The 22,818-nt window shown below is 73.9% G+C and carries 5 protein-coding genes; 1 reads left to right on the forward strand and 4 read right to left on the reverse strand.

The window, feature by feature from the left end; genetic code table 11:
• Window positions 1-2: 2 nt before the first annotated feature.
• Window positions 3-218 carry a ferredoxin gene (locus ACFYOY_RS27980; protein ID WP_093469525.1) on the forward strand — a complete coding sequence of 72 codons (216 nt, stop codon included), beginning with the start codon at window positions 3-5 and terminating at the stop codon, window positions 216-218.
• Window positions 219-239: 21 nt separating this feature from the next.
• Here the strand turns inward: ACFYOY_RS27980 and ACFYOY_RS27985 are convergent, their stop codons facing one another.
• The 4 genes from ACFYOY_RS27985 to ACFYOY_RS28000 form a co-directional block, all read right to left on the reverse strand.
• Window positions 240-1,103 (reverse strand): SAM-dependent methyltransferase, encoded by an 864-nt coding sequence (locus ACFYOY_RS27985; protein WP_388590317.1) that lies wholly within the window; start codon window positions 1,101-1,103, stop codon window positions 240-242.
• A gap of 150 nt (window positions 1,104-1,253) precedes the next feature.
• Entirely contained in the window at window positions 1,254-1,457 is a 204-nt protein-coding gene (locus tag ACFYOY_RS27990; protein ID WP_046086618.1) for an MbtH family NRPS accessory protein, read from the reverse strand.
• A gap of 63 nt (window positions 1,458-1,520) precedes the next feature.
• The gene (locus ACFYOY_RS27995) at window positions 1,521-2,777 is read right to left on the reverse strand and encodes an MFS transporter (protein WP_351884966.1); all 1,257 of its coding nucleotides are present in this window, start codon (window positions 2,775-2,777) and stop codon (window positions 1,521-1,523) included.
• Window positions 2,774-22,807 carry a non-ribosomal peptide synthase/polyketide synthase gene (locus ACFYOY_RS28000; protein ID WP_388590320.1) on the reverse strand — a complete coding sequence of 6,678 codons (20,034 nt, stop codon included), beginning with the start codon at window positions 22,805-22,807 and terminating at the stop codon, window positions 2,774-2,776. The genes ACFYOY_RS27995 and ACFYOY_RS28000 overlap by 4 nt, the downstream gene beginning before the upstream one ends.
• Window positions 22,808-22,818: the final 11 nt, after the last annotated feature.

The raw sequence follows: 22,818 nt of genomic DNA on the forward strand, positions 1-22,818 counted from the left end.
GGATGACCTGGAAGGCGGAGATCGACCCTGGCCGGTGCATGGCATCCGGCATGTGCGCTGGCATCGCCCCCGATCTGTTCGTCCTCGACGAGGAGCACGCCCGGCCGCGACACGAGGAGGTCCCGGAGGAGGAGCGGGTGCTGGACGCGGCGGACTCCTGTCCCGCGCTGGCGATCACCATCCGCGACGGCACCACGACCGTAGGACCGCGTCCCTGAACCCGCTCCGCAAGCCCCGCGTCAGGTCTTCTGGGCGACACCCGCCCAGAAGGACACCTCTTCGTCGGTCACATCGCCGGTCTCCACCTGGGAGTTGCTTTCGGCCAGGTCGGTGCGCCACCGGTGCGGCACCTCCAGGCCCGGTTCGGCCAGCTCCAGCCCGGTGAAGAAGCGTTCCACCTCGTCCCTGGTGCGGATTTGCCCCGAGATGCCCCCGCTGCGGTAGACCTGCACGGTCTTCTGGGTGGCCTCGGGGTCGAAGTCCGGGGTGATGTGGCTCAGCACCAGAAAGGAGCCGGGGGCGAGCGCGTCGACCAGCTGCTGGACGATCTCGTACGGGCCCCACTCGTCGGGCACGAAGTGCAGCAGCGAGACCAGGCTCAGCGCGACGGGCCGGGACAGGTCCAGCACCTCGGTGAGATCGGGCGAGGCGAGGATGTTCCCGGGCTCGGTGATGTCCCCGTGCACATAGGCGGTGCGGCCCTCGGGGCTGCTCTTGAGCAGGGCCTGGGCGTGGGCGAGGACGATGGGGTCGTTGTCCACGTAGACGACCCGGGCGTCCGGGGCGATTCCCTGGGCGACCTCGTGCAGATTGGGCCGGGTGGGAATGCCGGTGCCGATGTCGAGGAACTGGCGGATACCCCGCTCGGCGGCGAGGAAGCGGATCGCGCGGTGCATCCAGGCCCGGTTGGTCCGGGCGGCGATCATGACACCCGGCCAGAGGGTGAGCACCTTGGCCGCGGCCTCACGGTCGGCGACGTAGTTGTCCTTGCCGCCCAGGAAGTAGTCGTACATCCGGGCGCTGTGCGGTCGCCCCTGGTTGAGAGGGGTGTTGGGGGGCTCCGGCCCGCTTCCGGTCTGGGATGCTACCCCTTGCGCGGTCACGTGGTTCTCCTCCGTATCCGGGCACGATCCCTCGCGCCGCGGCCGACTGTTCCCAGGATGGTAAACCGCGCGCCGGTACGGGGAAGTTGAGGGGCCCCGGTCGCGGCCGACGCCGTTACGCGCCGGCCGCACCGCCCGAGGCGGCCCCGGTCAGGAGGCCACGTTGTCCATGCGTTCGCGCAGGCTGCGCGGCCGCATATCGGTCCACACCTCGTCGACGTACGCGGAGCACTCGTCCTTGGTGCCCTCCTTGCCGACGGGGCGCCAGCCCTCGGGCACCTCGAGGTCGGCGGGCCACAGCGAGTACTGGTCCTCGTCGTTGCGCAGCACCTGGTAGCGGGCGTTGTCGTCCATGGTCGTTCTCTCCTGTCGGTGATCGGTCAGGTTGGGGATGGTCGGTGACGTAACGGGCGACGTTCAGTTGGCTTTCGTCGGCTGCCCCTCCTCATGGCGCCGGGACAGCGTGCGCAGGGTCGGGCTGGCGGTGGCCAGGACGGCCGCGGCGGCCATCCCCGCCGCGCAGAGCAGGATCGCCCGCTCGCCCGGCACGACCTGGGCGAGCGATCCGCCCAGTGCGGGACCCGCCGCGCCCGCGGCACCGCAGGCCAGCACGAGTGTGCTGGTGAGCCTGCCGCGCAGCTCGTCCGGGGTGCGCAGCAGCTGATCGGTCATGATCGCGGTGTTCGCCGTCGGCGGGAACAGCGCCATCAGGGCGAACAGCACCCCGATGAGATAGCCGCTGTCCACCAGCACGGTGAGCGGGGCGAACACGGCCAGGGCCCAGAACACCGCGACGATGGCGCCGTACGGGCCCAGTCGCCGGTGCAGTACGGGCGCCACCAGCGCGCCGGCCACCCCGCCCACCCCGAGCATGGCCGCCATCACACCGACCTCCCCGGAGGGCACCCCTCTGGACTCGGCGAGCACGATGACGACGAGATAGAAGGCGCTGAAGAACAGGTTGAGCACCACCGCGCACGCCACGGTGACCCGGATCCTGCGCTCCCGCCATACCCATCGCAGCCCGGCCAGCGCCTCACGGCCCAGCGGGCCCGCCCCGCCGGGGGGCCGCTCGCGCCGGGGCAGCCTGACGAAGAGCAGCGCGACGAAGGAGAGCGTATGCGTTACGGCGTCCACCAGGAAGGGGACGAACCGCCCCACGGCGAAGAGGAATCCGCCGGTCGCGGTGCCCGCCAGCTGGCCCATCGAGGCACGTGCCGTGTTCATCGCCACCGCCGTGGGCAGATGGTCGTCCGCCACCAGGGCCGGCAGTGACGCGTTCTCGGCCGGTTCGAAGAGCGCCGCGCTCGCCCCGAACACCGCCGCCACGGCCACCATGTGCCAGACGGTGGCCGCACCGGCCCACACGGCGGCCACCAGGCTGATGGCGGAGACCGCCTGGGCCGCCTCGCAGCCCAGCATGATGGCCTTGCGGTCGTAGCGGTCCACCAGGACGCCCGCCGGGAGCCCCACCACCATCTGCGCGGCGGCGATGGTGCCCATGACCAGACCGGAGGCGGCGCCGGAGCCGGTGAGCGCCAGTACCAGCAGCGGAAACGCGATCACCGCCGCGTGGAAGCCGAACTCCGAGAGCGCCTGACTGCCCCACAGCAGCCGGTAGTCCCGGTTGCGCGAGAGGGGAACCGGCGGGGACACCGGCGGGGCCGCGGTCATACGGCGCCCCGGCAGTCCTCGGCGATCCGGCGCAGCGCCTCCGCGAAGTCCCCGGCCACCGCCTCCACGGTCGCCCTCTCGTGCACATCGGGGCGGTAGCGCCAGGTGAAGCCGAGCCGGCCGTCCTGCACCGCGCCCACCACCTCCAGCAGATGGGAACCGCCTTCGCGTGGGTCGTGGTCCTGGCCGAACGAGCCGTGCTCGGCGTGCACCAGACCGCCCTGGGACCGCGCCGACCGGGCGTCCCACTGGCCCAGGTAGTTGAACACGATCTGCGGCCCGGCACCCTGGCGGGACAGCCGCTCGCGCAGCGCGGGCGGGCCGAAGGCCCGTAGCGCCCCGAAGCCGAAGCCGTTGCCGGGGACGGTCCGCAGCCGCCGCCTGACCGACTTGACCAGACCGCGCCAGTCGTCCGGTCCGTCCTCGGGAATGTCCGGCAGCTCGAAGGAGACCGGGTACATGGTGGTGAACCAGCCCACCGTACGGGAGAGATCGACCCCGTCCAGGATGTCCTCGCGCCCATGGCCCTCCAGCTCCACGGAGACCCGCTCCTGGCCGGTCCAGCGGGACAGCGCCAGCGCGAGGGCGGCGAGCAGCACATCGTTGATCCGGGTGCGATAGGCGGTGGGCGCCGAGCGCAGCAGCGCCTCGGTGTCCCGTTCGCCGAGCTCGACCGGCACCGTACGGATCTCGGCCCCCGGCGCGGCCACCTGGTGGTCGACCGGCAGCGGCCGGGTGTCGAGCGCCCCGCACCAGTGGTCGGCCTCGTGGTCCAGGGCGCCGCCCGCGACATGCTCGGCGAGCCCCCTCGCCCAGTCGCGGAAGGCGGTGGTCCTGGAGCCGAGGTCCACCGGTTCGCCCCGCGCCCCCTGCTGATAGGCGATGTCCAGATCGTCCAGCAGGATCCGCCAGGACACCCCGTCGATGACCAGATGGTGCGCGGTCAGGAAGAGGAACGGCCGCCGGTCCGCGCCGAAGCGGAACAGCGCGGCCTTCAGCAGCGGCCCCCGGCCGAGGTCGAAGTCCGCGTGGAGCGCGTCGGCCGCCTTCTCCATCGCCGCGTCCGCCTCCCGCGCCGGCAGGCCGGACAGGTCGTGGCGGTCCAGGACGTCCATCCCGGCGTCCGGTTCGGGGACGTGGCTTCGCCATTCGCCGCCGTCCTCGGTGAACCGGGTGCGCAGCGCGTCATGGTGGACCAGGAGCGCGGCCAGTGCCCCCTCCAGCGCCTTCTCGTCCGGCTCCTGGTGCAGCTCCAACAGGGTGGACTGGTTGAAGTGGCGCGGATTCACGGTGTGGGTGGCGAAGAACCAGCGCTGGATCGGGGTGAGCGGAAGCGACCCGGTCACCGGCTCCGCCCGGACCTCGTCCCGCTCGGCCGTGGCCACGGTGGCGAGCGCGGCCACCGACTGATGGGCGAACAGATCCTTGGTGGTCAGCCGGAGCCCGGCCTGGCGGGCGCGGGAGACCACCTGGATGCTGAGGATGGAATCCCCGCCGAGGTCGAAGAAGTTGTCCTCCACGCCCACCCGTTCCAGACCGAGCACATCCGCCCAGATGTCCGCGATCCGGTGCTCCATCGGGGTGCGCGGGGCGACATGGCCCGCACCGGAGGTGACGGGCGCCGGATCCGGATCGGGCAGGGCCCGGCGGTCGACCTTGCCGTGGGCGGTGAGCGGAAGGGCGTCCAGGGTGGCGAACGCGGAGGGCACCATATGGGACGGAAGGGTCCGCCCCAGGGCGTCGCGCAGCGAGGCGGCGGTCGGCGAGGCCCCCGGTGCCGGGACGACATAGCCCACCAGGCGCTTCCCACCGGAGGGCTGCTCCGGGCTCGGGGCGGTCTCCCGTACGGCGACCACCGCTTCCCGCACCTGAGGGCTGCGCCGCAGCGCGCTCTCCACCTCGCCGAGTTCGATCCTAAAGCCCCGCACCTTGACCTGGTCATCGGCCCGGCCCAGGAACCTCAGCTCGCCGTCGCCGGTCCACCGCACCACATCGCCGGTGCGGTACATCCGGCCACCCGCCGGGCCGAACGGATCGGCGACGAACCGCGCGGCGGTGAGCCCCGGACGGCCCAGATAGCCGCGCGCCAGACCCGCGCCCGCCACATACAGCTCCCCGGCCACGCCCACCGGGACCGGGCGCAGCGCCTCGTCCAGCACATAGACCCGGGTGTTCGGGATCGGCCGGCCGATCGGCGGCGCCCCCGACCCGGCCGCCAGCGGCCCGGACCAGGTGCTCACCACCGTGGCCTCCGTCGGGCCGTAGGAGTTGACCAGGCGCCGGCCCGGCGCCCAGCGGTCCACCAGCTCGGCGGAGCAGGCGTCACCGCCGACGATCAGGGTCTTGAGATCCGGCAGCCCCGCCCGCCACGCCGCCTCCGGCACGGTGGCCAGCGCGGCCGGGGGGATCAGCGCGTGGGTGATCCGCTGCCCGCCGAGCACCTCGGCCAGCCGCTCGCCCAGCAGCGGGCCCCCGTCAACGATCACCAGCGCCGCGCCACGGGGCAGCGAGACGCACAGCTCCAGGACGGAGGCGTCGAAGCTGGGGGAGGAGAACTGGAGCACACGGTCCCCGGCCCGCACGTCGTAGTGCGCGGCCGCGGCCGCCGAGAAGCCGGCCAGCCCCGCGTGGGTGACCACGACCGCCTTGGGCACACCGGTGGAGCCGGAGGTGTAGATGACATACGCCGGATGGTCCGGCGTCAGGCCACGGCCGGGTGGTGGCCCGGCGGGACCCTCCTCGGCCCACACCGAGGCCGCGTCGTCGAGCACCACCGACGGCGCGGCGTCCCGCAGCATGAACGCCACCCGCTCCTCGGGATAGCCGGGGTCGACCGGCAGGAACGCACCGCCCGCCTTCGCCACCGCCAGCTGTGCCACCAGCATCTCCACCGAGCGCGGCAGCACCAGCGCCACCAGGCGCTCCGGCCCCACACCCTGGCCGATCAGCCGGTGCGCCAGCCGGTTCGCGGCCGTCTCCAGCTCGGCGAAGGTGAGATCGCCCTTCCCGTACCGCACGGCCGTGGCATCCGGGGAGACGGCCGCCTGCCGCTCGAACAGCTCGCGCAGCGTGGCCCGCTCCACCTCCCGCCGGGTGTCATTCCACTCGACCAGCGTGCGCCGCAGCTCGGCCGGGGTGGTCAGCGGCAGCGCGCCCACCGGCCGCCGTGGATCCTCGGCGATCCCGGCGAGCAGCGCGCGCAGGGCCGTGCTCATCCGCTCCACGGTCGAGGCGTCGAACAGATCGGTGCTGTAACCGATCAGTCCGCGCAGCACGCCTCCCTCGGCCTCGGCGAACTCGAAGGTCAGGTCGAAGGCGGCGGTGTCGGTCTCCAGCTCCACGTCGGCCAGCTCCAGACCGGGCAGCTCCAGCGCCCGGCCCGGGGCGTTCTGCAGCACCACCATCGCCTGGAACAGCGGGGTCCGGCTGGTGTCCCGGACCGGCCGGACCTCGTCCACCACCCGCTCGAACGGCACCGCTTGGTGGGCGAAGGCGTCCAGGACGGTGCCGCGCACCTCGGCCAGGAAGTCGCCGAAACGGGCGTGCGGATCGACCGTGGAGCGCAGCACCAGCGTGTTGACGAAGAAGCCGATCAGCCGCTCCACCTCGGGTCGCTCCCGCCCCGAGGTGACGGTGCCCACGGCGATGTCCCGTCCGCCGGAGAGCCGGGCCAGCAGGATCTGGGAGGCCGCCACCAGCGTCATGAACAGAGTCGTTCCCCGCGCCTGCCCGAACTCCTTGAGGCGCAGAATCACCTCGGCGGGCACCGTGAACTCCACGGTCGCGCCGTTCTTCGTCCGCACCGCGGGCCGGGGCCGGTCGGTGGGCAGCTCCAGCGGCGGGACCCCGGCCAACTGGCGTGTCCAGTACGCCAGTTCCTCATCCGCGCGGGGAGCGGTGAGCTCGGTGCGCTGCCAGGCGGCGAAGTCCGCGTAGTGCACCGGAAGCGGGGGCAGCGCCGCGGGCTCACCGCTCAGCGCCGCCCGGTACAGCTCCCGCAGATCACCGGTGAGCACACCGGTGGACCAGCCGTCGGTGATGATGTGATGCAGCGTCAGGCTCAGCACATGCTCCTGGGCGCCGAGCCGGATCAGCCCGGTCCGCAGCAGCGGTCCGCGCCGCAGATCGAACGGGCGCGCCCGTTCGTACGCCAGCAGCTCCACCAGCTCCGCCTCCCGCCCGTCGGCAGGGAGGTGGGACAGATCGTACGGGTCGAGCCGGATCTCCCAGGGGCCGTGCACGATCTGCACCCCGCGGCCGTCCACCGCGTCGAAGGTGGTCCGCAGCGACTCATGCCGCGCCACCAGCGCGGTCAGCGCCGCGCCGAGCGCGTCCACATCGAGGGCTCCGCGCATCCGCAGCGCCAACGGGCTGATGTACTCGGCGCTGTCCGGCGCGAAGGAGTCCAGGAACCACAGACGTTGCTGCGGATACGACAGCGGCAGCTCGCCGTCCCGGGCCACCGGTGTGATCGGGGCGGGCCGGTCCCCGGCGCGGCCGTCCGCGCCACCGAGCGCCTCGGCCAGGGCGGCGACGGTCGGATGGGTGAACACCAGGCGGGGCGAGGGCTCCACTCCGAGCACCTCCCGCAGTCGTGAGGTGAGGCGGATGGAGAGGATCGAGTCGCCGCCGAGCTCGAAGAAGTTGTCCCCGGCGCCGACCCGTTCCACTTCCAGCACCTCGGCCCACACCGCCGCCACGGCCTGTTCGGCCCCCTCGCGCGGTGCGCGGTAGGGCGTGCGGCGGATGTCCGGGCCCGGGGCGGGCAGCGCCGCGCGGTCCAGCTTCCCGGTGGGCCCGAGCGGCAGTGCGTCCAGCGGGACGACGGCGGAGGGCACCATGTAGTCCGGGAGCCGCTCCGCCGCGTACGCCCGCAGCCGCGCACCGTCCACCGTCCCGTCGCCACCGGCCACCACATAGGCCACCAGCCGTTTGCCACCGGGACCGCCGCTCTGGGCGACCACGGCGACGTCCGCCACCTCCGGATGTCCGGCCAGCACCCCTTCCACCTCGCCCGGCTCGATCCGGAAGCCACGGACCTTGACCTGGTCATCGGCGCGGCCGAGGAACTCCACCGTGCCGTCCGGCCGCCGGCGCGCCAGATCGCCGGTGCGGTACATCCGCTCCCCGGCGGGCCCGTACGGATCGGCGAGGAACGCCGCGGCGGTCGGACCGGGACGGCCGAGGTAGCCACGCGCCACCCCTTCCCCGGCGATGAAGAGCTCCCCGACGACCCCCGGCGGCACGATCCGCAGCCGCGCATCCAGGACGTGGACCCGCATGTTGTCCAGCGGCCGGCCGATCGGCACCACCTCGGGCACCTCGTCGGCGCGGGACATCGGGAAGGACGTGGCGAAGGTCGTCGTCTCGGTCGGTCCGTACCCGTCCACCACGGTCAGCCCGGGGCAGTGCTCCAGCACCCGGCGCACGGAGGCCGCGGGCACCACATCGCCACCCGTCCACACCTCGCGCAGCCCCGCGAAGCAGTCCGGCGAGTCCTGCGCCAGCAGCCGGAACAGCCCGGCGGTCAGCCAGAGTCCGGTGATCCCCTGCCCGGCCACCAGTTGGCGTACCGCCGCGGCGTCCAGCTCGCCCGGTGTCACCACCACCCGGCCACCGCCCAGCAGCGGCACCCACATCTCGTAGGTGGCGGCGTCGAACGCCACCGGCGAGTGCAGCGGCACCCGCTCGTGGCCGCCACCGGTGAAGGCGCGGTCGAGGGCGAGCGCCGCCACATCGCGATGGCGCACCCCCACGGCCTTGGGCACACCGGTCGACCCGGAGGTGAACATCACATACGCCAGCTGGTCCCGGTGCACCGGCACCACGTGCGCCATCGGCTCGCCCTCCCGTGCGGCGGCCACCTCCTCCGGCGTCAGCACGACCGCGGCGCCCGCCTGGTCCAGCAGGGTCCGCCGCCTATCGCCCGGGGCGCGGACGTCCACCGGTACGTACACCCCTCCGGCCCTGACCACCGCCAGCTGGGCCACGACCAGCTCCACCGACCGGTCCATGAGCAGCGCCACCCGGTCCTCCGGTTTCACCCCCGACCGCACCAGGTGTCCCGCCAACCGGCTGGCCAAGTCGTCGAGTTGGGCGTAGCTGAGCGAGGTGGTGCCGTCGGTGACGGCGACGGCGTCCGGAGCTCGGCGGACCCGCTCGGCGAACAGCTCGGCCAGCGAGCCCTCCGGCAGCGGCCGCGCGGTGGCGTTCCACTCGCCCATCGCCCGGAGGCGCTCCGCCGCCGTCAGCAGCGGCAGCTCGTCCAGCGACCGCCCGGCGCCATCCGCGATCCCGGTCAGCAGCGTCCGAAGATGGACCGCCGCCCGCTCCACCGTGGCCGCGTCGAACAGCGCCGGATCGTAGGCGATGTCGAAGCCCAGCCGGTCGCCGAGGTAGGCGCGCAGACACAGCGGGAAACTGGTGGAGTCCTCGGCCCGCACCTCCCGGACCCGGATCCCGGCACCGGCCGCCGACGCCTCGTCGAAGGGGTAGTTCTCGAACACCACCATGCTGTCGAAGAGCGCCTCACCGGCCGGGAGCGCGCTGAGGGCCTGGATCCGGGGGAGGGCGACGAAGTCGAAGCGGCGGGACTCGCTCTGCTGCTCCTGAAGCTCCCGCAGCCACTCCACGACCTCTCGGCCGCCCTCGGCCACGGCCCGGGTGGGGACCGTGTTGATGAACATTCCCACCATCGTCTCCACGCCCGGCAGCCCCTCCGGACGGCCCGAGACGGTGGTGCCGAACACCACATCGCGCTCACCGCCGTACCGCGACAGCAGCAGCGCCCACGCCCCCTGCACCACCGTGTTGACCGTCAGCCCGCCGCCGCGCGCCGTCTCCCGCAGCCGGGCGGACACCTCCTCGGTCAGCTCCAGCCGGGTCAGCGCGGTCGAGGTGGTGCGATGTGCCTCCCGGGGCGGGCGGTCGTACGGCAGCGGCGTGCGGGCGCCGAACCCCGCCAGCACCCCGCGCCAGTGGCGCTCCGCCCGGTCCTGGTCCTGCTCGCGCAGCCAGCGCAGGAAGTCCCGGAAGGGCCGGCGCGCGGTCGGCCGCGGTGTGCGCCCGGCCACGAGGACGGCGTAGGTCTCGCACACCTCGGTGAAGATCTGCCCGGTACTCCAGCCGTCCAGCATCAGATGGTGCGAGGTCCACACCAGCATGACCTCGTCATCGGGCAGCTGGGCCACCGCGATCCGGCTCAGCGGGGCCGAGGTGAGCTCCATCCCGGCGGCGCGGTCCTCGGCCAGCAGCCGCCCCAGCGCCTCCTCCCGCGCGGACGGCGTCAGCCCCCGCCAGTCCAGCCGGGCGGTGGGCAACTCGACCTGGCGGTGGACGAGCTGGACGGGCTCGGCGAGAGCCTCCCAGCGGACGGAGCTGCGTAAGCCCGGCGTACGGTCCACCACCCGCTGCCAGGCGGCGGCGAAGGCGTCCGGGTCGGCGATCCCGCCGATCCGGATGGCGATCTGGTCGAAGTAGGCGCCACCGGTGGCACCGCTGTCCACAAGGCCATGGAAGAGCATGCCGGCCTGGAGCGGGGCCAGCGGATAGACATCCTCCACCGCGCCGCCGTCACCGGCGATCAGGTCCACCTGGCGCTGGTCGAGCCGGGCGAGCGGGAAGTCGGACGGGGTGCGCCCGCCCGCGCCGGGCTGCGCGCAGTGCGCGACGATCTCCTTCAGCGCGGCCAGACAGTCGTCCGCGAGCCGGCGCACGGTCGCCTCGTCGTACATCCGGGCCGGATAGCTCCAGCCCAGCTCCAGACGGCCGTTCTGGACCGCGCCGGTGACCTCCAGCAGACACGCGCGGGTCTCCCCGGGCGGGGCGTCCTGGCCGGTCACGGGGAGGACGGCGCGGTAGAGGCCGGGGGCCGCGCCGTCGTCGTCCGCCGCCACCTCCCACAGGCCGTGGTAGTTGAAGACGATCTGCGGCGACGGGCCGCCCCGCAGCTCCCCGGCCGGGGAGCCCGCAAGGGCCAGATGGCGCAGAGCTCCGTAGCCGAGCCCGTGGTGCGGGACGGCGCGCAGCTGCTCCTTGACGGACCGGAGGGTGTCGCGCCACCCCGCCTCGGCGTCGACGGCCAGCGCGAGCGGGTATTCGGAGGTGAACCAGCCGACCGTACGGGAGAGATCCAGTTCCTCGAAGAGATCCTCGCGGCCGTGTCCCTCCACGCCGATCAGCACCGTGTCCCCACCGGTCCAGCGCGCGAGCGCCCGGCCGAGCGCGCTCAGCAGCACATCGTTGATCCGCGTCCGGTAGACACCCGGGACCTGGCGCAGCAGCGCCTCGGTCTCGGCACGGTCGAGGACCGTGGTCACCGTGGCCGCCGTCTCATGGGTGTTGGGACCCTCGCGGTCGACGGGGAGCGCGGCGGGCGCGGAGCGCGCCACGCCCGTCCAGTACTCCAGATCGCCGTCGAGCCCGCCGGAGCGCACGTGTTCCGCCAGCCGGGCGGCCCACCGCGTGAAGGCGCTGCTCGCCGGGGGCAGGGTGGCCGGGCCACCGGCGGCGGCGCGGCGGTAGGCGGTCTCCAGGTCGCCGAGCAGCACCCGCCAGGAGACGCCGTCCACCACCAGATGGTGGGCGGTGAGCAACAGCTCGGGCGGCCGCCCGGGACCGAAGGTGAACAGCAGCACCCGCAGTACGGCCCCCTCGGCGATGTCCAGCCCCGTCTGGGCCGCGACCGTGGCCTCCCGTACGGCGGCGTCGCGTGCCGCGTCGTCCAGACCGGACAGGTCGTGCCGCTCCAGGACACCGTCGGGGGCGGCGGGAAGGACCTCCTGCCGCCACCTCCCGTCGACGGCCAGGAAGCGGGTGCGCAGCGCCGCGTGCTGCGCCACCAGAGCGTCCACCGCCTGCCGCAGGGCGGCCTCGTCGAGGTCGCCGGTGAGCTCCAGCCGGTGGCTCATGGTGAAGTGGTGCCGCTCGCCGGGCCGTCGACCGTCCAGATACCAGTGCTGGATCGGGGTCAGCGGCGCCGGTCCGGCCACCGCCCCGGCGGGCTCCGGAAGCGGCTGCCGCCGGGCGGTCTCGACGCTCAACCCGAGTTCCGCGACGGTCTGGTGGCGGAAGACGTCCTTGGCGGTGAGGGCCAGCCCGGCCTGGCGGGCGCGGGAGACGATCTGGATGCTGAGGATCGAATCGCCGCCCAGGGCGAAGAAGTTGTCCTCCACACCCACCTGGGGTACGCCCAGCACCTCGGCCCAGACGCCCGTCAGCACCGTCTCGGCATGGGTGCGGGGCGCCACATACGGCGACCCCTGCTCCGGCCGGTCGGGGGGAGCGGGCAGCGCGCGCCGGTCGACCTTGCCGCTGTCGGTGCGGGGCATCCGCTCCAGCGTCACGAAGGCGGCCGGGACCATGTAGTCGGGCAGGGTGCGCTTGAGCCGGGCGCGCAGTTCCACCGGATCGGGGACGGCGGCCGGATCGGGGGAATCGGCGGCCGGGCCGGGGGAGTCGGCGGAACCGGTGGCCACCAGATAGGCCACCAGCCGCCGGTGGCCGGTGTCCTCGCGGGCCACGACCACCGCCTCCTGGATCGCCGGATGGTCCAGCAGCGCGGCCTCGATCTCCCCGGGCTCGATCCGCAGCCCACGGATTTTGAGCTGCTCGTCGGCGCGGCCGAGGAACTCCAGCGCCCCGTCCGCCGTCCAGCGCGCCCGGTCGCCGGTGCGGTACATCCGGCTGCCGGGAGGGCCGTACGGATCGGCGACGAAATGCCCCGCGGTGAGGCCTGGGCGGCGCAGATAGCCGCGGGCGACCTGGGCCCCGGCCAGATGGAGCTCACCGGGGACGCCGGGCGGCACCGGTCGCAGCGCGCCGTCCAGGACGTACGCCCGCAGATTGCGTCCGGGCCGTCCGATGAGCGGGCGCTCGCCGAGACCGGCCAGGTCGCCGTAGACCGCGTCCACGGTGCATTCGGTGGGCCCGTAGAAGTTGTACGCCGCCACGCCCGGCACCGCGCGCAGCTCCCGCCACAGCGCCGCCCCGAGGGCCTCGCCGCCCACCATGACGATCCGGGGGCGGTGGCGGCCCTGGGCGAACAGCCCGGTGGCCATCAGCTCATGGAGGTACGACGGGGTGAGGTCGACGAAGTCCACGCCACGGGAGTCGATCAACGCCACGAGGGCGGCCGGGTCCAGCCGTACCGCGTCGTCGACCAGATGCACCTCCTGGCCCGCGGCCAGGAACACCGCGCCCTCCCAGGAGGTGTCGAAGGAGAACGCGGCGGTCAGCGCCGCGCGCAGCGGGCGGCCCGCCTCGGCCTGGTGCGGTGCGATGAGTTCGGCCGCGTGGTCGAGGCAGAGGTTGACCAGCTGGCGGTGCTCGACCGCGACGCCCTTGGGGCGGCCGGTGGACCCCGAGGTGTAGGTGATGTACGCGGTGTGCCCGGGGAGCAGCGGGGACAGCCGGTCCGCATCGGTGGGATCGGTGCCCGGCAGCCCGTCCAGGGGCGCGTCCCGCAGGACTTCGGGGGTGAGGACGACCTCGGGCGCGGCGTCCTCCAGCAGGAATCGCGCGCGCTCTGGCGGCAGTTCGGGATCGACGTACAGATGCGTACCGCCCGCCTTGAGGACGGCGAGCAGGGCCACCATCAGATCGGCGGTGCGCGGGAGCCTGACCGCGACCACCTTCTCCGGGCCCACGCCGAGGTGGATCAGATGGTGGGCCAGCCGGTTGGCGCGGGCGCCCAGCCCCGCGAAGTCGTAGGTGGCGTCGGAGGCCACCAGCGCGGTGGCGCCCGGGGTGCGGGCGGCCTGTTCCTCGAAGAGACGGGGGAAGGTGGTGTCCGCCACCGCGAGCGCGGTGTCGTTCCACTCCTCCAGCACCGTCCGCCGCTCCTCGGTGGTCAGCAGCGGCAGTTCGCCCACCCGCAGCCCCGGGTCCTCGGCCACCGCTTCCAGCAATAGCCGCAGCCGGCGGGTCATCCGCTCCACGGTGGCCGCGTCGAACAGGTCGGTGTTGTACTCCACGAAACCGGTCAGGGCGCCGAGGTGCGCCACGAAGTCGAAGCCCAGATCGAAACCGGCGGTCCGGCCCGGGACCCGGACGGCCTCCACGCCGAGACCCGGCAGATCCGGCACCTCCGCGCCCAGATTGTGCAGCGCCACCATGACCTGGAAGAGCGGGGTACGGCTGGTGTCCCGCTCCGGCCGGAGCGCGTCCACGATCCGCTCGAACGGCACGTCCTGGTGGGCGAAGGCGTCCAGCACGGTGTCCCGCACCCGGCCGAGCAGTTCCTCGAACGGCTGGTCGGCGTCCACCCGGGTGCGCAGCACCAGCGTGTTCACGAACATCCCGACCAGATGCTCCAGTTCGGGGCGCTCCCGTCCCGAGGTCACGGTGCCCACCGCGATGTCCTGCTGGCCCGACCAGCGGGCGAGCAGCACCTGGCAGGCGGCGAGGAGCGTCATGAAGAGGGTGGCATCGCCGCGCCGTCCGGCCGCGCGCAGCCGCTCCACCAGCCCGGCGGGCAGGGTGAACTCCAGCAGGGCCCCGTTCTTGGTCTGCACGGCCGGCCGCGGCCGGTCGGTCGGCAGTTCCAGCGGCGCCAGATCGGCCAGCCGCGCCCGCCAGTACTCCAGCTGCGGCTCCACCGCCGCCGCGCCGCCGAGCGGATCGCGCTGCCACGCCGCGTAGTCGGCGTAACCCAGCGGCAGCGGGGCGAGCGCGGGCGGCCGTGCCATGACCGCGGCGCCGTACAGCTCGCTCAGATCGGCGCCGATAACGGCGGTGGACCAGCCGTCCGTGACGATGTGGTGCATCGTCAGGGTGAGCACATGCTCCTCGTCGTCCAGCCGGATCAGGGACGCCCGCAGCAGCGGCCCGGTGCGCAGCTCGAAGGGGGTGGCGCCCTCAAGCTCCAGCAGTCGCTCCAGCTCCCGCTCGCGGTCGGCCGGGGGACGGTCCGTGAGGTCGTGCGAGGGCAGTGCCACCGGGTACGGGTCGTGCACCCGCTGCACCCCGCGGCCGTCCACCTCGGCGAAGGTGGTGCGCAGCGGCTCGTGCCGGGCCACCAGACCGTCCAGGGCGGTGCGCAGGGCGGCGGTGTCCAGACGGCCGCGCAGCCGCAGCGCGAACGGCGTCACATACTCCGTACCGCCGCCGTCGAAGGAGTCCAGGAACCACAGGCGCGCCTGTGCGAAGGACAGCGGCAGCTCCCCGTCCCGTGGCACGGCCGGGATGGTGTCCGCACTCCTGCCCTCCTCGGGCGCGGTCAGCGCGGCTGCGAGCTCGGCCACGGTGGTGTGGGTGAACAGCGCGCGGGGGGTGACGTCCGCGCCGAAGGCCGTCCGCAGCCGGGAAGCCACCCGGATGGCCAGGATCGAATCGCCGCCCAGGGCGAAGAAGTCGTCCGTCGCCCCGGCCTCCTCGACCGGGAGGACCTCGGCCCACACCCGCGCCACCGTACGCTCGGCCTCGGTGCGCGGGGCGATCCGCTCGGCGCTCGCCGCGAAGCCGTCCGGGCCGGGCGCGGGCAGCGCGCCCCGGTCCAGCTTGCCGTTGACGGTCAGCGGCAGCGCCTCCAGCGACAGGAACGCCGCCGGAATCATCTGTGCGGGCAGCGACCGCTGGAGAAACTCCCGCAGCTCGGCGGCGTCCGGTGGCGCGGCCGCACCGGCGGCCACCACATAGGCCACCAGCCGCCGTATCCCGGGCTGGTCCTCCCACGCGGTCACCACCGCGTCGCCGACCCGCGGATGGGCGGCCAGGGCGGCCTCGATCTCCCCGGGCTCGATCCGGAAACCACGGATCTTCACCTGGTCGTCGGCGCGGCCCAGATACTCCAGCTCGCCGTCCGCGCTCCACCGGGCCCGGTCGCCGGTGCGGTACATCCGGCTCCCGGCGGGCCCGTACGGATCGGCCACGAAACGGGACGCGGTCAGCCCCGGGCGGCGCAGATAGCCCCGGGCGAGCCCGGCCCCCGCCACAAACAGCTCGCCGACCGCCCCTGGCGGCACCGGCCGAAGACCCTCGTCCAGCACATAGACCCGCAGATCGGGGATGCCGGTGCCAATGGCGCTTCCGGTGGCCGCCGTGACGGACGCGGTGGCGCGGTCGAGCGGGGCGTAGGTGACATGCACGGTGGTCTCGGTGATCCCGTACATGTTGACCAGCCCCGGCGCGGTGTCCGGATGCCGCGCGTACCAGCCCGCCAGCCGCCGCGCGTCGAGCGCCTCACCGCCGAACACCACCCGGCGCAGGGCGAGCCGGGCCCCGGGGTTCTCCTCGTCCGCGCGCATCAGCCCCTGGAAGGCGGACGGTGTCTGGCTGAGCACCGTCACCCGCTCGTCCGCCAGCAGCCGCAGGAACTCCTCCGGGGAGCGGGAGACGGCGTACGGGACGACCACGAGCCGGCCGCCGTGCAGCAGTGGCCCCCAGATCTCCCAGACGGAGAAGTCGAAGGCGTAACTGTGGAACAGCGTCCACACATCGCTCGCGTCGAACGAGAACCACGCGTGGGTCCGGGAGAACAGCCGGACCACATTGGCGTGCGGGATCACCACTCCCTTGGGCACGCCCGTGGACCCGGAGGTGTAGATGGCGTAGGCGGGGCTGTCCGGCAGCGGCCCCGGACCGGCCGGGACGGCGGCGGGCCGGCGCTCCAGATCGGCGATCAGGGCGGGGTCGTCCAGGCACAGCCGGGCCACGGCGGTGACGGCGTCGTCGTCCTCGCCGAGCCGCGCCACCAGGACGGCGGTGGTCAGCAGGACGACCGGTTCGGCGTCGGCGAGCATCCGGGCGATCCGGCCGGACGGCTGGTCCGGGTCGAGCGGCAGATAGGCCGCCCCCGTCTTCAGCACCGCCACGATCGCCACGATCATCTCCGGCGAACGGGGCAGCGCCAGCGCCACATACCGCTCCCGCCCGGCGCCCTCGGCGATGAGCCGATGCGCCAACCGGTTGGCCCGTGTGTCGAGTTCGGCGTACGACAGCGATGTCCCGGCGCAGGAGACGGCGATGGCGCCGGGGGTGCGGGCGGCCTGCTCCTCGAACAGTTCCACCAGGGTCCGCTCCGGTGTCGCCGGGGCCGCGCCGCCGCCCCACTCCACCAGGATCCGCCGGCGCTCCTCGCCGGTGGTCCACGGCAGCGCCCGCAGCGGACGGTCGGTGTCCGCCGCGATCGCCGTGAGCAGCAGGCACAGCCGGTCGGCGAGCGCGGCCGCGGTCCGGGCGTCGAACAGCCCCGGGTCATAGCCGAGGTCGAAGCCCAGCCGGTCGGAGAGATGCGCCCGCAGGCTCAGGCCGAAGTTGGTCGCGTCGACGGACCGCACCTCGACGATCCGCAGCCCCTCCTCGCGCGCCGAGGAGTCGTCGAAGGGGTAGTTCTCGAAGGCCACCATGGAGTCGAAGAGCGGGGTCCCGGCCGGTAGCTCGCTCCAGCCCGACACCTGCGCCAGCGAGGCGGATTCATGGCGCCGGGACGCGGACTGCGCCATCTGGAGCTCCCGCAGCCAGTCACCGGTGTTCCGGGCGGCGTCCACCCGGACCCGGGTCGGCAGGGTGTTGATGAACATCCCCACCATCGACTCGACCCCGGCCAGCTCCGCCGGACGGCCCGAGACGGTGGTGCCGAAGACCACGTCCTCCACACCGCCGTACCGGGACAGCAGCAGCGCCCAGGCGCCCTGCACGATCGTGTTGACGGTCAGACCGCCGCCGCGGGCCGTACGGCGCAGCTCCTCCGACACCTCGGGGGTGAGCGCCACCGCCACGGTCGCCGAGGACCGGGCCCGGTGGGACTCCACGGCCACGCGGTCGCGGGGGAGCGGGGTCGGCGCGGTGAAGCCCGCGAGCAGGTCCCGCCAGTGGCGCTCGGCCTCCTGACCGTCCTGCCCGTCCAGCCACTGCAGATAGTCGCGGAACGGCCGGCGGGCGGGGAGCGCCGGGGCATGGCCCCGGGCGGCCGCGGTGTACCGCTCGCACACCTCGGTGAAGACCTGCGCCAGGCTCCAGCCGTCCAGGACCAGATGGTGCGAGGTCCAGATCAGCGCCACCCGGGCGTCGGTCAGCCGGGCGATGGCCAGCCGCATCAGCGGCGGCGCGGCCAGGTCGATGCCCAGGGCCAGGTCCTCGGCGCGGAAGCGCTCCAGCTCGGCCTCGCGCCGCTCATCGGACAGCCCGCGCCAGTCCAGATGGGTCACGGGCACCTCGGCCCGGTGGCGGACGATCTGCAGCGGCCGCTCCACGCCCTCCCAGACGACGCCACCGCGGAGCACCGGGGTGCGGTCCACCGTCTCCTGCCAGGCCCGGGCGAACGCCTCCGGGTCGCGCACCCCCTCCAGGGTCAGCACGGCCTGGTCGAGGTAGACGTCCTCCTCGCCGCCGATCAGCCGGTGAAAGAGCATGCCCTCCTGAAGCGGCGTCAGCGGATAGACGTCCTCGATCTCCCGCCCGTCGCCCACCAGCCGGTCGACGGCGGCCTGGTCCAGCCGGGCCAGGGGGAAGTCCGAGGGCGTCCGGCCGCCCGCGCCCGGTCCGTCGCAGTGCGCCACGATCTCCCGCAGCGCCGTGAGCATGCCGTCCGCGAGCCGCCGCACCGTGGCCGCGTCATGGACCCGGTCGGAGAACAGCCAGGTCAGCTCCAGCTCACCGTCCGCTACCACGGCGGACACATCGAGCGGATAGACCGAGGGCTCGTCGGCGGCCAGATCCCGCCCCAGGCTCTCCCCGGTGAGCGTGAACGCGCCACCGTCCCCACCAGAGCCCCACTGGCCGTGGTAGTTGAAGCAGATGCCCGGCAGCGGCGCGTCGGCGAGCGCCCGCGCGGGGGAGTCCGGGGCGCTCAGATACGCCAGCGCCTCATAGCTCAGCCCCCGGTGCGGCAGCGCGCGCAGCTGCTCCTTCACCGACCTCAGCACCGTGCCCCAGCCGCCTGCGGGCAGCGTCAGCGCCACCGGGTACTGCGTGGTGAACCAGCCCACGGTCCGGGACAGATCGACGGCCGCGTCCAGCTCCTCCCGGCCGTGGCCCTCCATGGCCACCAGCACCCGGTCCTCGCCCGTCCAGCCGGCGAGCACCCGACCCAGCGCGCTGATGAGCACATCGTTGATCTGCGTCCGGTACACCCCGGGCACCCGTCGCAGCAACCCGTCGGTGACCTCGCGGTCGAGCGTCACGCGCACGGTGTGGGTGGACCCGGCCGTGGCCGTGCCCGGGTGGTCCACCGGAAGGTCCGCGCCGCCCGCCTCCCGTACGCCCTCCCAGTACGCCAGATCGCCGTCCAGCCCGCCTTCCCGCACCTGCTCGCCCAGCCGGTGGGCCCAGGTGATGAAGGCGGTGGAGGCGGGCTCCAGGCGCACCGGCTCCCCGGCGGCGGCCTGCCGGTAGGCGCTCTCCAGATCGCCCAGCAGAATGCGCCACGAGACGCTGTCCACGGCGAGATGGTGTGCGGTGAGGAACAGCCGCGGCCGGGCCCCCGCCCCACGCCGGAGCAGGGCGCCCCGCAGCAACGCCCCTGTGGTCAGGTCGAGTTCGGCGCGGGCGGCCTCCGCGGCCGCCTCGGCGGAGGCCGTCTCCTCGGTGCCGTCGAGCCCGGCCAGATCATGGTGGCGCAGCAGCGGCCCGCCCACCACGCCGTCCGCGAGCTGGCGCCACCCACCGTCGTCGCCCTGGACGAACCGGGTGCGCAGGGCCGGGTGGTGCGCGACCACGGCGTCCAGCGCGGCCTCCAGCGCGCCCTCGTCCAGATCGGGCGGCAGATCGAGGACCATCGACATGGTGAAGTGGCGCAGCGGGCCATGGGTGGCGAAGAACCAGTGCTGGATCGGGGTGAGCGGCGCCGGACCCGCCGCGTCCGCCCGCTCCTCCTCGGCGGCGCCGGGCGCGCTGCGCGGCGTCACGGCGGCGGCCAGCTCGGCGATGGTCTGGTGCAGGAAGACGTCCCGCGAGGTGAGCGCGAGTCCGGCCTGACGGGCGCGGGAGACGATCTGGATGCTGAGGATCGAATCGCCGCCCAGCTCGAAGAAGTTGTCGCTGACCCCCACCGTCTGGGCGCCCAGCACCTCGGCCCAGATCCGGGCGAGCTCCCGCTCCGTACCGGTGCGCGGGGCCGTGGCGGTCCGCTCCGGCCGGTCCGCGTCGAGCCGGGGGGCGGGCAGCGCCCGGCGGTCCAGCTTGCCGCTGGCGTTGAGCGGCATGGCGTCGAGGGCGACGAACGCACCCGGGACCATATGGCCGGGCAGGGTGCGCCCGAGGGCCGCGCGCAGCTCAGGGGAGGCGGGTCGTTCACCGCCCGGGGCGGGCACGTAGTAGGCGGCCAGCCGTGTGTGGCCGCGGTCGTCGGTCACCGCGACGACGGCTGCCTCGGCGACGGCCGGCAGATCGAGCAACGCCGCCTCTATCTCGCCCGGTTCGATCCGGTGGCCCCGGATCTTCACCTGGTCATCCGCGCGGCCGAGGCAGTCCAGTTCCCCCTCGGCGGTCCAGCGGGCCAGGTCCCCGGTGCGGTACATCCGGCTCCCGGCGGGCCCGTACGGATCGGCCACGAAGCGGGACGCGGTCAGCCCCGGACGGCCCCGGTACCCCCGGGCCACCTGATCACCGGCCAGATACAGCTCACCCGCCACCCCCACCGGCACCGGCTGGAGCCGGGAGTCGAGCACATAGGCGCGCAGATTGCCCAGCGGCCGACCCACCACCGGACGCCCGGCGCCGCCGATCCGGGCGGCGAGCGCGTCGATGGTGCACTCGGTCGGGCCGTAGAAGTTGTACGCCGTCGTGCCGGGCGTGTCCGCCAGCCGCCGCCACAGCGACGGGCCGAGGGCTTCGCCACCCAGCATCAGCACCCGCGGGCGGTGCCGGGGGTGGTCCAGCAGCCCGGCGGGGAGAAGCTGCCGCAGGTAGGAGGGGGTGAGGTCGAGGAAGTCGATGCGGTGCTCGGCGATGCGCGCCACCAGCGCGGCCGGGTCGAGCCGGGTGGCCTCGTCGATGAGATGCAGCTCATGGCCGTCCGCCAGGAGGAGCAGCCCCTCCAGCGAGGTGTCGAAGGAGAACGACGCGGTCAGCGCCGCGCGCAGCGGCCCGCCACCCGCCTCCGCCACAAAGCCCTGCCGGTGGCCGACCAGCAGATTGACCATCGACCGGTGCTCCACGGCCACCCCCTTGGGGCGGCCGGTGGAGCCGGAGGTGTACAGGACGTAGGCGGCGCTGCCGGGGTGCAGTGCGGCGGTCCGGTCCGCGTCGGTGGGATCGGCCACCGGCAGCGTGGCGGGGACGGCCCGCAGGGCGGCCTCGTCGAGCACCAGCGCCGGTTCGGCGTCGGCCAGAAGGAACGCGAGGCGCTCGGTGGGGAGTTCCGGGTCGAGGGGCAGATAGACCCCGCCTGCCTTGAGCACCCCCAGGATCGCCACGACCATGTCGGCGGTCCGCGGCAGCTTCACCCCGACGACGCGCTCCGGTCCGATGCCCTGGGCGATCAGATGGTGCGCCAGCCGGTTGGCGGCCGTGTTCAGCCCCGCGAAGTCGTAGGTGGCATCGGAGGCCACCAGCGCCGTCGCCTCCGGCGTACGGGCCGCCTGCGCCTCGAACGCCGCCGGGAACGTGGCCGGTTCGACCGCGAGCGCGGGGCCGCGCCCGGCGGCCGTCATCCGCCTCCGTTCGCCGTCCGTGAGCAGAGGCAGCTCCCGCACCGGCCGGTCCGGATCGGCCGCCACCCCGTCGAGCAGCACCAGCAGATGTCCCGCCATCCGCTCGGCGGTCGCCGTGTCGAACAGCTCGGTGCTGTACTCCAGCAGCCCCCGCAGTTCCTCCCCGTCCTCGACGAATTCGACGCTGAGGTCGAAGGTGGCCGATTGCCGGGGCACATCCACGCTCGCCGCCGCCAGTCCGGACAGCCGGGGCGCGCTCCGCGGGGCGCTGTGCAGCAGCACCATCACGTCGAACAGCGGATTGCGGCCCGCCTCCCGGCGTGCCCCCACGGCCTCCACCAGCCGCTGGTACGGCGTCTCGTCATGGGCGAAGGCGTCCAGCACCGTGGTCCCGGCGTCGGCCAGCAGCTCACGGTAGGAACGGGCCGTGTCCACCGCGGAGCGCAGCACCACCGTGTTGACGAAGAAGCCGACGGCGCGCTCCAGTTCCGTGCGGCCACGGCCGGAGGTGACGGTGCCGATGGCGATGTCGTCCTGCCCCGACCAGCGGGCGAACAGCCCCTGGCAGGCGGCGACCAGCGCCGTGAACAGCGTGGTCCGCTCCCGCGCGGCAAGCGTGCGCAGCCGGTCCGCGGTGGCGCGGTCCACGGTGAACTCGTGGATCGCCCCCGCCGAGGTGGGCGCCGGGGGCCGGGGCCGGTCGGTGGGCAGCTCCAGCGGGACGACGCCGTCCAGCCGCCCCGTCCAGTAGGCGAGCTGCCGGTCCAGCGCGGCCCCCGACAGCCGCTCCCGCTGCCACAGGGCGAAGTCGGGATACTGCACCGGCACCGGGGGCAGCGGGTCCGCGCCGGGCTCCGCCGCGTACAGCGCGCACAGCTCGTCCTGCAGCACCCCCATCGACCAGCCGTCGGTGGCGATGTGATGGGCCGTGAGCAGCAGCACGTGCTCGTCCTCGGCCGACCGGATCAGCAGCGTCCGCAGCGGCGGGCCGGTGCGCAGATCGAACGGCCGGGCGTACTCGGCCAGCAGCAGCCGGTCCAGCGCCCCCGTGTCCCCGTCCGCGCCGGTGAGGTCGGCCACCGGCAGGGGGACGGGCGCGGCCGGGCGCACCACCTGAGCGGGCCGGCCGTCGATGTCCTCGAACGTGGTCCGCAGCGCCTCATGGCGCTCCACCAGGGCGTCCAGCGCCCCGGAGAGCGCCGCCACGTCCAGCGCGCCGGTCAGCCGCAGCGCCAGCGCGCTGTTGTACCCCGCTTCCTCCGGCTGGAGGGTGTGCAGAAACCACAGCCGTTCCTGGGCGAAGGACAGCGGCAGCGGCCGCGTGCGGTCCGCGCGGGGGATGGCGTCGGCGCGCCCTGCCTTGCCCGCGAGGCGGCGGCGAAGGGCCTCCCGCAGCTCCTCGGGCAGCGCGGAGGCGCGATCGCTCCTCGAAGACGTCATGTCGTCCTTCC

Source organism: Streptomyces sp. NPDC007875 (assembly GCF_042868035.1).
Taxonomy (GTDB): domain Bacteria; phylum Actinomycetota; class Actinomycetes; order Streptomycetales; family Streptomycetaceae; genus Streptomyces; species Streptomyces antimycoticus.

What these genes read in the sequence shown, in the direction of transcription:
- ACFYOY_RS27980 (WP_093469525.1), top strand. Translation starts at nt 3, where the DNA reads ATGACCTGGAAGGCGGAGATCGACCCTGGCCGGTGCATGGCATCCGGC.
- ACFYOY_RS27990 (WP_046086618.1), bottom strand. Translation starts at nt 1,457, where the DNA reads ATGGACGACAACGCCCGCTACCAGGTGCTGCGCAACGACGAGGACCAG.
- ACFYOY_RS27995 (WP_351884966.1), bottom strand. Translation starts at nt 2,777, where the DNA reads ATGACCGCGGCCCCGCCGGTGTCCCCGCCGGTTCCCCTCTCGCGCAAC.
- ACFYOY_RS28000 (WP_388590320.1), bottom strand. Translation starts at nt 22,807, where the DNA reads ATGACGTCTTCGAGGAGCGATCGCGCCTCCGCGCTGCCCGAGGAGCTG.